At 51.3% G+C, this 13,255-nt stretch carries 10 protein-coding genes; all 10 read right to left on the bottom strand.

All coding sequences use genetic code 11. The features are described 5' to 3' along the window. Positions 1–137: 137 nt before the first annotated feature. Positions 138–1,424 (bottom strand): adenylosuccinate synthase, encoded by a 1,287-nt coding sequence (locus NSU14_RS32505; RefSeq protein ID WP_042140589.1) that lies wholly within the window; start codon positions 1,422–1,424, stop codon positions 138–140. Between the two features lie 332 nt (positions 1,425–1,756). Further along, a complete protein-coding gene (dnaB, locus tag NSU14_RS32500; protein ID WP_042140590.1) occupies positions 1,757–3,118 on the bottom strand; it encodes a replicative DNA helicase in 1,362 nt (453 codons plus the stop codon). A 1-nt stretch (position 3,119) separates the two neighbouring features. Further along, complete coding sequence (gene rplI / locus NSU14_RS32495; protein ID WP_340948513.1) at positions 3,120–3,566, bottom strand: 50S ribosomal protein L9; 447 nt, start codon at positions 3,564–3,566, stop codon at positions 3,120–3,122. After that, entirely contained in the window at positions 3,563–5,566 is a 2,004-nt protein-coding gene (locus NSU14_RS32490) for a DHH family phosphoesterase (protein WP_340948511.1), read from the bottom strand. Before NSU14_RS32490 ends, rplI begins: the two co-directional genes overlap by 4 nt. Before the next feature lie 11 nt (positions 5,567–5,577). Next, positions 5,578–6,474 (bottom strand): DUF2232 domain-containing protein, encoded by an 897-nt coding sequence (locus tag NSU14_RS32485; RefSeq protein WP_340948510.1) that lies wholly within the window; start codon positions 6,472–6,474, stop codon positions 5,578–5,580. A 27-nt stretch (positions 6,475–6,501) separates the two neighbouring features. Then, positions 6,502–6,804, bottom strand: a complete 303-nt coding sequence (locus NSU14_RS32480) for a MazG-like family protein (protein ID WP_171717780.1) — start codon at positions 6,802–6,804, stop codon at positions 6,502–6,504. Positions 6,805–7,052: 248 nt separating this feature from the next. After that, positions 7,053–7,478: a CBS domain-containing protein gene (locus tag NSU14_RS32475; protein ID WP_039295831.1), complete on the bottom strand. Its 426-nt coding sequence runs from the start codon at positions 7,476–7,478 to the stop codon at positions 7,053–7,055. Between the two features lie 188 nt (positions 7,479–7,666). Continuing rightward, entirely contained in the window at positions 7,667–8,713 is a 1,047-nt protein-coding gene (locus tag NSU14_RS32470) for an LCP family protein (protein ID WP_042140592.1), read from the bottom strand. A 394-nt stretch (positions 8,714–9,107) separates the two neighbouring features. Continuing rightward, positions 9,108–10,829: an oligopeptide ABC transporter substrate-binding protein gene (opp4A, locus tag NSU14_RS32465; protein ID WP_042140593.1), complete on the bottom strand. Its 1,722-nt coding sequence runs from the start codon at positions 10,827–10,829 to the stop codon at positions 9,108–9,110. A 229-nt stretch (positions 10,830–11,058) separates the two neighbouring features. After that, positions 11,059–13,032, bottom strand: coding sequence for an endonuclease MutS2 (locus NSU14_RS32460; protein WP_340948508.1), 1,974 nt, complete (start codon positions 13,030–13,032; stop codon positions 11,059–11,061). Positions 13,033–13,255: the final 223 nt, after the last annotated feature.

Below are 13,255 nucleotides of genomic sequence, written 5' to 3'. Positions count from 1 at the left end.
CTCCCAGTATTGACTAGAACCCGGCCCGGGAAACCTCTGTTATCCCTAGAAAAGCCGCTTAGCAGCTGCCAAAATACAAAAACAGGAGCCTCCTCCGAGGCCCCTGCTCCTGTAATTCATATTCATTCTGCTTCAATCTAGATATAGATTGGCAGTACCTGATTTGTCTGTTCCCGGTTACGGCCTACGGAGAAGATAGAGATTGGAATACCTGTCAGCTCTGATACACGTTCCACATATTTGCGAGTGTTAGCAGGCAGATCGTCTAGAGTCTTCGCACTTGTAATATCCTCGCTCCAGCCTGGAAGCTCTTCATAGACAGCTTCGCATTCCGCGAGCATCTTGAGGCTGGCCGGGTAATGCGTAATGATCTCTCCGCGGAACTTGTAGCCTGTGCAGATCTTGACGGTTTCGAGGCCGCTCAGCACGTCCAGCGAGTTCAGGGACAGACCCGTGATTCCGCTTACGCGGCGGGCATGACGTACAACTACACTGTCGAACCAGCCCACACGGCGTGCGCGGCCGGTTACAGTACCGTACTCGTGGCCTGTTTCACGGATATAATCACCAGTGGCATCGTTCAGTTCTGTAGGGAACGGACCGTCGCCAACGCGGGTAGTGTAGGCTTTAGCCACACCAATAACCTGTTTGATCTTGGACGGGCCAACGCCCGAACCGATGCAGACACCGCCTGCGGAAGGATTGGATGAAGTGACGAACGGATAGGTACCCTGGTCAATATCAAGCATTACACCCTGTGCACCCTCGAACAATACTCTGGAATCTGCATCAATAGCATCATTCAGCACAACCGAAGTATCCGTCACATAACCGCGCAGCACTTCAGCATACTCTAGATATTTGGTTAGAATTTCTTCTACATCCAGCGGCTCTGCACCATATACCTGAGTGATAACCTGATTCTTCTCTTCCATCAACGGACGAAGTCTCAGTTCGAATTCCTCGGCGTCCATCAGATCGGCAATCCGGATACCGTTGCGGGCGGCTTTATCCATGTAGCACGGGCCAATCCCCTTGCGTGTGGTTCCGATTTTGTTCGGACCCTTGCGGTCTTCTTCAAGCGCATCCAGCAGCATATGATAAGGCATAATGACATGGGCGCGGTCGCTGATCACCAGGTTCTTCGTATCAAAGCCATTCTCATGAATATAATTAATTTCTTGAATCAGGGCCTCTGGATTGATAACCATTCCGTTGCCGATAACACAAGTTTTTTCTTTATAAAATACACCTGATGGAATCAAGCTGAGCTTGAACTTCTTCCCGTCAATCAGAATCGTGTGACCGGCATTGTTACCCCCTTGATACCGAGCGACCACATCTGCACTCTCTGCCAGAAAATCCGTGATCTTTCCTTTGCCTTCGTCTCCCCATTGTGTTCCCACGACGACTACCGTTGACATGTTCATTCCTCCGTAGGTGCTAGCAAGCACCATTATTTTTCAAAATAGAAGAATTTATATGCTTACGCTATAAATTATCATGATTAAGCTATAAATTATCCTTCTATTTCCACGCTGAAACCCGCCGTCCCTTTATACGGACAGCGAAGCTGTTTCCACTTGTAATATGGGCTCGGTACGGACTTCTTATGTACGCAGCCCTCCGGACACCAGGGCGGGCTAGCCCGCCAAAGCACAATAATCAGTGTAACAGCGGCACTTTTTAAAGTCAAATAAAAACGAACGATCACAGTTGAAGATGTGCGATCGTTCGTGTATTGTGCGAAATTCGCCTAACCTGCGAACGGTTCCGCATGTGCCCGCTCGTAGTTGACGAACTTGTTAAAGTTCTTGAGGAATACCAGCTCTACCGTGCCTACCGGACCGTTACGCTGTTTGGCAATGATGATTTCAATAATATTCTTCTTCTCGGTATCCTGATTGTAGTAATCGTCACGGTACAGGAACGCTACGATATCGGCATCCTGCTCGATCGAACCCGATTCACGAAGGTCACTCATCATCGGCCGTTTGTCCTGACGCTGCTCCACACCACGGCTGAGCTGGGACAGGGCAATAACCGGAACATCGAGCTCACGGGCAATCTGCTTCAGGGTACGGGAGATTTCGGATACTTCCTGCTGGCGGTTCTCTCCGGCTTTGCCGCGGCCCTGGATCAGCTGCAGGTAGTCGATGACGATCATACCGAGGCCTTTTTCCTTCTTCAGCCGGCGGCATTTCGCGCGGATATCTGTAACGGTAACCCCCGGTGTATCATCGATATAAATTTCAGCCTCAGACAAGGACTGGATCCCCATGGTCAGCTTGGACCAGTCATCATCGCTTTTGAAATCACCGGTACGCATAATATTGGCGTCCAGATTGGCTTCTGCGCAGATCATACGCTGTACCAGCTGGGGCGCCGACATTTCCAGACTGAAGATCGCTACGGTCTCTTTGGCTCGGACCGCAACATTCTGGGCGATATTCAGGGCAAATGCCGTCTTCCCTACGGATGGACGGGCAGCCACAATGATTAAGTCGTTACGCTGGAAACCGTTCGTCATATGGTCAAGATCGGCAAACCCTGAGGGAATCCCCGAAGTGCCGCCCTTGTTCTGATGGAGCAGTTCCACCCGGTCGAATACCTGCATCAGCACATCACGGATGGCAATGAACCCGCTGCCGCTGCGGCGGTTAGAGATCTCCAGGATCCGCCGCTCGGCATCACTCAGCATGATGCCCACATCTTCGCCGCCCGTATAACCTTCGCTGACAATCTGCGTTGCTGTACGGATCAGCCGCCGCAGCATCGCCTTCTCTTCTATAATCTGTGCATAATAGTCGACGTTGGCCGCAGTCGGTACTGCATGCGCCAGCTTAGCCAAATAGCTGACACCGCCGACATCCTCAAGCTCCCCCTTGTCCTGGAGCCGGGATGTCAATGTAATCAGGTCAATCGGCTGGCTCTCTTCTCCGAGCTGCACCATCGCCTCAAATATCATCTGATGCGGTTTGTCGTAGAAGTCTTCGGTATTCACCCGCTCCATCGCGGTAATAAGCGCTTCATCCGACAGCAGAACCGCACCTAGTACGGCCTGTTCTGCCTCTAGATTCTGCGGGGGAACCCGATCGAAAAAGAGATCTCCACCCATTCTACTCCTCCGTTACCTGCACCGTGAGGTTAGCCTTTACTTCAGTGTGCAGCTTCACTGTTACCTGGAACGTGCCTACATGGCGGATCGGATCGCTCAGTTCAATTTTGCGCTTGTCGATCACGATTCCCTGCGTAGCCGCCAGCGTTTCGCCGATCTGTTTGCTGGTGATTGCTCCGAACAGACGCCCGCCTTCGCCCGCTTTGGCCTTCAGCGTCAAGATCAGCTCATCAATCTTCTTGCCGAGCTGAACAGCTTCCTCTTTCTCCTGGTCCTTACGGCGCTGTTCCGCTGCCGCCTGGTTCTCCAGCGTCTTCACATTGCCGTCGGTAGCCGGACGAACCAGTCCCCGCGGCAGCAGGAAGTTGGCTGCATAACCTTCCGACACCTCTTTAACCTGCCCCTTCTTGCCTTGACCCTTAACATCCTTGATGAAAATGACCTTCATTCGAATAGCCCCTCTTTCGATTCAATTTCGGCCAGTACTGCAAGCAGTCTGGCTTCTGCTTCCTTAGTGGTTCCTTCAAGCTGTACAGCCGCATTGGACAGATGTCCGCCGCCCCCCAGCTTCTCCATAACCACTTGTACGTTCATCCGCCCCAGTGACCGGGCACTGATGCCGATCAGGCCGTCAGGCCGCTCACTGATCACGAATGAGGCAACCACATTCGTCATCCCCAGCAGCGTATCCGCCGTCTGGGCAATCAGCAGCTGTGGGATTTTCATTCCCGGCGCAGTAACCACCAGCGCGATATGATCATATACCATCCGCGCATGCTTGATAATCTCCGCCTTGGAGATGTACTCCTGCAGATCCTCCTTCAGCATGCGCTGAATCAGAATCGTATCTGCCCCGACACGCCTCAGGAATCCGGCTGCCTCGAAGGTCCGCGACCCGGTATGCAGCGCGAAATGCTTCGTATCCACCGTGATGCCCGCCAGCAGCATGGTAGCCTCCAGCGGACTGAGCTTGATCTTGTCGTGAATATACTGCAGCAGCTCGGTCACCAGCTCACAGGTTGAAGATGCGTAAGGCTCCAGATACACGAGCACTGCATCATTGATGAACTCTTCTCCCCGGCGGTGATGGTCTACTACTACGATCCGGCTGGCGTATTGCACCAGCCGGGGCTCCATTGTCATGGAAGCCTTATGTGTATCTACAACAATTAGCAGCGTATGCTCCGTCATGACCTGCAGCGCCTGCTCTGTCGTGATGAAGGTCTTGTATAGCGCTTCATCCTTACGGATCTGCTCCATCATGCGGGTAATGGACGGATTCGGCGTCTCCATTACAATACTGGCTTCCACATTGTACATCTGCGCGGCCTTGAGCAGGCCGATTGCCGCACCTACAGCATCGATATCAGGCACCCTGTGCCCCATAATCAGCACCCGGTCGCTCTCCTGCATCAGATCGCGCAGGGCATGGGCGATCACCCGTGCCCGTACCCTCGTCCGTTTCTCTGCGGCATTGCTCTTACCGCCGTAGAAGGAGAGCCGCTGGCCTGCTTTCACAGCCGCCTGATCTCCGCCCCGGCCCAGTGCCATATCCAGACTCGACTGGGCAAGAGCTCCGAGCTCACTGGCCGATTCCGAGCCATAGGCAAGGCCTATGCTGAGCGTCATCGGCACCTTGAGATCAGCCGTCATCTCGCGGACCTCATCGAGTACAACGAACCGGCTCTCCTCCAGCGCCTGGAGACTGCGGTGATTCAGCAGCATCAGATACCGCTCTGAAGACAGGCGGCGCAGATAGACTTCAAACTGCTTGCTCCACTCCGTAATCTCGCTGGCTACCTTGGCGATCAGCGACGTGCGCTGCTGATCGTCCATTCCCTGGGCTGCTTCATCCAGATTGTCCATCATTACAATACCGATCGCCAGCTTTTCTTCCTCATACCGCTCACGCAAGACCACCAGCTCAGTGATATCGTAGAGATAGAGCAGACGTTCACTTGGAATCACCACCACCTGATAATAACGGTCATCGACCGTGATCTCCTGGCGGTGATCCTTCATTGCACCGTCTTTGGCGGGTTCGCGCTTCTGCGGTATATTCTTCAGAGAAGCAATGACATCGGGCATCAGCTCCTGCAAATCTTCACCCACAAGAGTCTTGCGGGAGAAGATATGGCCGGCATTGCGGTTATTCCACTCCACTGTACGGTCTTCACTGTACAGGATAATCCCTAAGGGAAGCATACTTACAGCCTCACCTTCCACCCGTTTAATGCGGAAGGAGAGGCCGTTAATATAATCTACAAGGTTGCGGCGGAACGACAGCTCGGCCTGCAGCATGGTGAAACACAATGTGCCGGCCAGGAAGAGGCTGGCAACACCGAGGACCCAGTTATAGATACTGACCACTATAATCAGGACCAGCAGCAGCAAGAACGCCCACACGGTATGATACCCGTGCCAGCGTCTTTGCAGAAATTTTGGCATGAGCTCTCACCCTATCGTTTCGATTTCTTCACAAGCTCCCGCAGCGGAAACGCCAGATCGACAACACCGATAATCCAGAATCCCGGCAGGACGATAACAGGTATCGCCAGCAGCAGCGCTACTATCTTGCTCCACTTCCGTTCATGTATGAGGAAGAAGAGGAAACCGATGGTTTGAATCTTGAATGCGATTTGCAGCAGCGGCAGCAGATTGGCCGAGACCATCAGCATGAAGCCGCTGTCCGCACCGCCGAAGAGCAGGCTGAGCACAACGCCAAGCAGATAATACCAGATGAAGGCTCTGGACAGTCTCCACTCCCGTGCAGGCTTCAGTCTTGGCACCGCGTATTCCATGCTGTTCAGAATCGGACGGACAATGGAATGCGTAATGACAGCTATGATAAATGCGCTGAGGATGAGCGTCATCGGAATAGCCTGGATGGTCATCCAGCTCATCATGCCAATCTGATCCGATGAAATGGTGATCTCGGAGAGCAGGGGATTGCTTGCCCCCATAGTGGCCAGCCAGTCCGTATAAGTCTGCAGAACATCGTATACATAATCGTACAAATTAAACTGCAGGAATGTAGTACTGATTAACAGAATCAGCAGGAATTCACCTAATACTGCGACCATACCGGCAATTAGCGTAGACATCGCTGATGCGCGTTTCTTATACCGGCGTCCCATTACAAGGGCCGGTATCAGGAAATAAATGGCTATCAATACGTAAAACGGTGTAATCAGGCCCACAATCAGCAGGACCGGCACTATATGCAGAATAAACTGCTTCGTGCTAAGCGTCGTAAAGAGCACAATGGCCGGGATAATCATAAACAGCGTCGTGATAAGCAGTAATGGGGTGGACAGGGATAACAGCAGCAGCAGATAAGCTATGCTCCAAGCCACAGATGTCCAGCGAAATTTCAACAGTATTCACCTCTTACGCATATGTTCTTCTAGTGCAGATATATCCTGGTACCATTCTTCCAGCTGATGGCCTTCCTGCCTGTGCTTTCTCAGCTTCTCCATCAGCAAGTCATCCAGTTCACGATAAGGGATACCAAGTCTGCGCCCCAATATATATGAGCTCATAATCAGGCTGGCCAGGCTGTCGCCTACACGGGCGGTACTGCCTTCCCACAACGCTTTGAATAACCGTGAGACTTGATCGATTACTTCGGTCTTTAACCACTCAATTACCTTGGCGCGTTTGGCCACGTCCAGGTCCTTCGGCACATTGGGCACGTCTCTCTACCTCCGGCAAAAAGCATTATTCTCCATTATAGCATAAATATTTCCGAGCCACACGGACGCCAGCCTCCCGGATCATCCGCATAGCGGAGCCTTAAATCCGGGCTTGATTCATGGACTTTACAGGCATACCGGAAGGTATCTACAGCCTGCCTTTCAAAAAAGGCCCGCATTCCGTTACGCCGGAAATACAGGCCTTGGTTCCTTAAGCATTTGTCGCCATATGGATGAGGTTATAACGATTCCTGGGATTGCCGCGAGACAACCTTTTCGCAATATTCGATGATCTGACTCCGGCGCACAATACCAATGAACCGTTTCATGTCGTCAACTACAGGTACAAAGTTCTGTACTTTGGCCAGGTTAATCAAGTCCTCCATATCCGCATCAATGGATACCGGCAGATTATTCATCCGCAGCGGTACATCCTTAAGCAGATATTTGGAAGCATTCTCAAAAGTAACGGCGCCGCCCGACTCCTTCATGTACCAGAGCAAATCACCTTCTGTGACTGTTCCGGCATATTCCCCGTTCCGGTTCAGAATCGGCACTGCGGTATAGCGGTGAAACTCCATCCGTTCCAAGGTCTGGCGCAGCGTCGAATCCAGTGTAACGCAAGCTACCTCCTGTTTCGGAAGTAAAAAAAACGCAATATTCATCTCTTGATCCTCCTCAAAGAGTTCCGAAGGAATGATGCTCTACCTTCCGTGCTGCAAGGCCCACCGTAGTTATACGCCTGAGACAGCAATTCGTTCCACTTCATTATACCATGAAGACAATAAACAGCAGCCATTAACCTTGCGAATGGCTGCTGTTTTTATGGGGGACAGAATGTACGTGTCCGCCCTTACTGGGCTGTAGCTGTAGCCGCAGGCTCCAGGGCATTCTCTGCTTTGCCTGGTTCAATTAGCTGGTCCACCGGTGTGCTGGCATTCATCCAGTTATCGATCATGGCCTTAGCTTCACTCAAGTCCTCTTCATCAACAATATCGTAATACACGCCATTGATGCGTTCGCCTTCGCCCATCACCGTGAAGCTGGAGATATCCATATCCTTGCCGCCCATGAATTTCTTGGCCAGACTGATAATCGTGGAAGGCTGTATGTCTGTTTTGAAATTATCGCCCATAATATCCAGCAGCTCCGGGATGTTGCCGATTTGGCTGATTGATAACATTTTATTCGCTACTACATCGATAAATACCTGCTGGCGTTTGGTCCGGTTGAAGTCGCTATCCTCGCGGTAACGGGTGTAGTTAAGCGCCTCTTCACCACTATAATTCGACTTATTGGCCTTAATGGTGAATTTCTCATGATCCGCACCTTTGTTGACAATATCCTTCTTGATCGGCAGCGGAACACCGCCAATAGCGTCAACCGCATCCTTCAGGCCCTGAAAATTAATTGTGGCATAATATTGAATATCATGGCCCAGCAGTGCTTCCAGGGTATCTTTAGCCATTTGCTGGCCGCCAAAAGCATAAGCATGCGTGATTTTGTCCTTCTTATTGTCACCATGCCCGATAATTTCCGTGTACGTGTCACGGGGGATTGAGATCAGCAGAATCTTATAATCCTCCGGACGGATGACGGCATAGATCATCGTATCGGACCGTGCCACTTCATTGCCCCGCTGGTCTGTACCCAGGAGCATTAAAGAGAACGGGTCGCTTTTGTATACTACCGGGGCAGGTTTAACCGTTGTGGTAGTTGTACCGTTATTCTCCAAAGGCTGGTAGGATTCTTCCGCCAGCTTGGTTTCCACCTGATCCGACAAAAAGAGGTCAAAGGCCAGCACCGCGAGCGGCTTCTGGAACAAAAATCCTCCGGCTACAATGACCAGGGCTACGATGAGTGCAATGTATCTTTTCTTCAGTTTTTTTATTTTTTTCATAATTATAATTCCTTCTTTATGGTGGATTGTACATATGATTGCCGTGCTCTATTTACAATGCCTGCCTGGACTTTCAGACAGTCATGACTGGGCTCTTCTTGCTGCTATGCGCTGCCCTGCTTAAGGATATGGTTCCCCCTTTCCGGGATTCGGGTCGTTCTAATTGTAGAATAAACCTGGAAAACTGCTTTGACACATAAACAATATTTCTATTGTAATCACTTCACACCTAAAAAGAAACAACAAATAACGACAGCATCGGCGCGATAGCCGCCTGTATTCCTTAAAGTATATGACGCAGGAAAGTCCGTTTTGATGCCCATTTCCAAAAAATAATTAAAAATGACGGCCCGCACTGCCTGCCTAGGCAACAGATCGGACCGTCATTATTTATCTAATCGATTTCCTTGATCCACCAGTTCTGCGGATCACGTATATTGCTGAGCGCGTTCGTAGATACACCCTGGAGGCGTTTATTAACCGCGGTAATATTAGAGCGTTCGGAGAAAAAGATCATCGGAACCTCGTCATTAATCAGCTTCTGCCATTCATAATATACCTCTTTGCGGAAATCCTGGTCGTAGGCTTTCAGGCTTACCCCGTCACGGATGAGTTCCTCGCTGCGCTTGGACGTCCACCGCGGATAATTCCACGAATCGGTTGCCCGCCATAGGCCCGAAGGATCGGGGTCGCTGGCCAGCCCCCATACACCGTTAAACAGCTCTACGGACGGATCATCGGACTCTACCGCTTCATAAAAGCTGTTCAGCTCCTTCAGGCTCCCGCCGTTTAACTGAACATTGAGCCCGACATCATGCCAGTTCTGCAGAATCGCTGCAGTACGCGCCTCTGCTGTTTTGCTGCCGGACATCGCGTCGTAATGAATCGTGAATTTCTTACCGCTTGGATCCTCGCGGAGCCCGTCTCCGTCCGTATCGAGATATCCTGCCTCATCCAGCAGGGTCTCTGCCTTCTCCGGAAGATAGGCATAGGTATCTATTTCCTGGTCATCGATCTTAGCCCAGCTTGAGCTGGGAATAGGGGTCTCAATCAGTGTTCCCAGGCCATAGGAATATTTATCAATAATACCTTGCCGGTCAAGCGCATAATACATCGCTTTGCGGAGCCGCTTATCCTGGAATTTGGGATTATCCATCACCACCTGGCCGCTCTCATCATCCCAGTGTCCAAACTTGAACCCTATATATTCATAAGAAAGCCCCGGTGTCACTTTGATCTCCACATTGTTCAGCAGGCCTGCAGCCTGGTAAGCATCCCGCGGAAGGGTACCGATATCGATGCTTCCGGCTTCAAGCAGGGCCGTCATGTCCTTGCTGTCAATGACCTTGTAGGTTACACCGTCCAGCAGAGCTTCCCCTTTATAATAATCATCGAACCGTACCATCTCGACACTCTCACCCGGTACAATAGCCTTAATCATGAAAGGACCGGTACCAATAGGCTGCTTACGCACCTGATCACTGTCCAACATATCCTTTACTGCGACGCCCTCGAAATACCTCTTGTTCATCGGATAGGCCCACAGATTATCGATCATGTTTGCCCGCGCTGAATTCATCGTAATGCGCAGCGTATACGGGTCCATCACCTTGAGTCCGGTGATTTCCTTGGCCTCCCCCAGGTGGTAAGCTTCGGCTCCCTTAATCATTTCCACGCTATAATACCTGGAGCCCGGATAATCCGGGCTGGCGATGGTCTCCAGAGCAAACTTCCAGTCCTCCACGGTCAGCTCATCGCCGTTATGCCAGCGGACACCGGGTTTGATGGTGAACGTAAATACCGTATGATCCTCGGATTCCTGCCAAGTGGCAATGTTAGGAGCCGTAGACAGGTCATCGTTGACTTTGAACATGGCTTCCGTAGTGAATTCAAGCACATTTGCATCGTCTTCCCCTTCAATAAAGGCCGGTTCGAAATTGCCTTGAAACGCAGATGAATATCCATATGTTACTGTCCCGCCTGCTATAGGTTCATCGGCTGTTTTGCTTAAGCGCGTCATATAAGACTCGGCGCCTGGGCTTGGTCCGCTGCATGCAGACAACGCCACCGCAAGCATAAGCGGGAGCATTAGCCGGCCGATGATATGTTTTGACATATATTTCTTCCCTCCCGGGTTCCATCACGCTTTAATGTAAGCGGTTTCTACACTGAATTTTACTATAACTCTGATTGTTCAGCTCATGGACATTTGAATATGCCACATAATAGAGGATAACCAATATTCGCTCTAAAGTGAAGCCTTTAATTTCTATTCGGTCTGCAGAAGCCCCCGTGAAATGTGAAAAAAGCCTGCCCTGACGGGCAGACTTCTGGAGTATTCACACTTATTTTTCCTCATCGGGATGTATGATGCTAAGGCCCTCAACATGCCTCTTCTGCATCAGTTTGCGCTTCTTGCGGGTATCCTTGCTCTCGAAAATAATATCAAAATCATAATCCTCCGGGTATAGCTCCTCTTTGGAAAGATATGGCTTCAAGCGCTTATGGTTTACGGTTATTTTCTGTTTCTGGATCATCACTCCGACCATCCCCCGGCTGTCCTTCTTCATATATACAATTCCCGTGCGCCCCAGGGTAGTGACGTAAACAGCATCTCCCACTTCAAAATCGGGCTTCGCCGCCGGCACGCTGTGCCCCGCATCAGCTGCATCATCCCGGTTTTGATCCGGATTGCCGCTCTGAGACGCAGCGTTCCTCTTCTCTGCATCAGCAGCTCTTGAACTCTGTTCCTGTCTGTAAGGGCTATTCCACGGCCTCTGGCTGCCTCTATGCTCCTGCTGCTCGGCTACAAGCTGTTTGGCACGCTCAATAACCGGTTTGTTTATGCCGAGCTGCTCGGCAATCTGCAAGGCATAGCTATCGCCCGCTTCGCCAATCGTCAGCCGGTACAGCGGCTGCAGAGTCTCTTTATCGAACTCCATCCGTGCATTCTGAAATCCCGGTGTAGCTGCAGCAAATACCTTAAGTTCGTTGAAGTGGGTGGTTACCACAATATTAGCACCCTTACGGTTCAGCTCCTCCAGAATAGCAATCGAAAGTGCGAACCCTTCCCCGGGGTCGGTACCTGCCGCCAGCTCATCAATCAGCAGAAGTACGCCTCTGCCGGCATCACTAAGCATTCCTTCTATACTCTTCATTTGTGCAGAGAAGGTACTGAGCGACTGCGTCAGACTCTGACCATCGCCAATTACGCTAATTACATTGCTGAACACAGTAAAATCACTGTCCGGCGCAACCGGCACCAACAGACCGGATTGCGCCATCAACGACAGCAGGCCCAGCGTTTTGAGTACTACTGTTTTGCCGCCTGTATTGGGGCCGGTTACGATCAGAGATTTGTAGCCCTGACCAAACTCCAGACTGACCGGCACCATATCCTTGAGCAGAGGATGCCTGCCTCCATTCATCCGCAGGAAGCCGCGTTCATTCAGTGAGACCGTCCGGGCATTAAGAACCCTGGCATACTTTCCCTTGGCGAAGATGAAATCATAGGTGCCGGTTACTTCAATATTCAGCCGCAGAGCCGCCTGTTCCTGCTCTAGCAGCCCTGTCAGCATACTTAGGATGATTCCTTCCTCCCGGGCTTCATCAGCTGACAATAGCTCAATCTCCCCCTGAAGGGAGGCCACCTCGTCTGGCTCTACGAAGACGGTCTGCCCGCTGGTTGACTGATCCAGCACGGAACCCTTGATTTGCTTGTGATACTCCCGTTTCACCGGAATCACATACCGGCCGCCTCGCATGCTGATCAGACTCTCCTGAAGGATGGACTTATGGCGCGCCATAATACTCTCCAGCTTTCGGTGCAGTCGATCCTTGGCCACAGCCAGCCGTTTGCGTACCCGCTCCAGTCCTTTACTGGCCTGATCGTCAATAACACCCAGCCGGATACAACGTTCGATCTCATCCCTGACAGAACTCAGCTCCTGCAGAGAAGCTCCGTAAGCAGCAATACGCGGCGCACTCTGCTCCTTGGATGCCATATACTTGCGCAGCTGTCCGCAGCTGTGCAGGAACACGGATACTGCGGTAAAATCCTGCTCATTGTACAGATAACCCGTTCCAAGCAGTGACAGAACCCACTCAATGCCTTCCAGTGACGGAATGGGCACACTCGCCCCCCGCTCCAGCAGTTCTTTGGCTTCGTCCGCTTCATCCAGTGCGCGGTGTATAGCCGGCAGATAGGTCATCGGCGCAAGCTCGCTCACATATCTTCTCCCTTCATAGGATACGGCATGGCGCATTAATTCCTGTTTGATTGTCTCGTATTCCAAGGTGTTCATACTCTGTAGATTCACTCTGATTCCTCCTTGTATAGATGCCTGTATTTCAGGCCTGCTCCCTAACGCAAAAAGGGCGAAGACCCGCCACTGCGGCAATCTTCGCCCTCTTTTGATTGCTATTCTCCTCTTCGGCTTCAGGTACTGGCCCCACCCGCTGGATGAAAAGCTCCTGAAAACAGAAAAAACCGTGCTGCAAAGAGCACGGTTAATCACAAAGAGAATAATAGCCGTAAAGAGG

Origin of the sequence: Paenibacillus sp. FSL R10-2771 (assembly GCF_038000205.1) — a bacterium.
In the GTDB taxonomy this organism is placed as follows: Bacteria; Bacillota; Bacilli; order Paenibacillales; family Paenibacillaceae; genus Paenibacillus_AQ; species Paenibacillus_AQ phytohabitans.
Note: the sequence above shows the minus strand (reverse complement) of the source record. Positions and strands in the feature narration are given on the sequence as shown.

Coding starts and splice junctions, on each gene's coding strand:
- NSU14_RS32505 (WP_042140589.1), bottom strand. CDS start 1,424: ATGTCAACGGTAGTCGTCGTGGGAACACAATGGGGAGACGAAGGCAAA.
- dnaB (WP_042140590.1), bottom strand. CDS start 3,118: ATGGGTGGAGATCTCTTTTTCGATCGGGTTCCCCCGCAGAATCTAGAG.
- rplI (WP_340948513.1), bottom strand. CDS start 3,566: ATGAAGGTCATTTTCATCAAGGATGTTAAGGGTCAAGGCAAGAAGGGG.
- NSU14_RS32490 (WP_340948511.1), bottom strand. CDS start 5,566: ATGCCAAAATTTCTGCAAAGACGCTGGCACGGGTATCATACCGTGTGG.
- NSU14_RS32475 (WP_039295831.1), bottom strand. CDS start 7,478: ATGAATATTGCGTTTTTTTTACTTCCGAAACAGGAGGTAGCTTGCGTT.
- NSU14_RS32470 (WP_042140592.1), bottom strand. CDS start 8,713: ATGAAAAAAATAAAAAAACTGAAGAAAAGATACATTGCACTCATCGTA.
- opp4A (WP_042140593.1), bottom strand. CDS start 10,829: ATGTCAAAACATATCATCGGCCGGCTAATGCTCCCGCTTATGCTTGCG.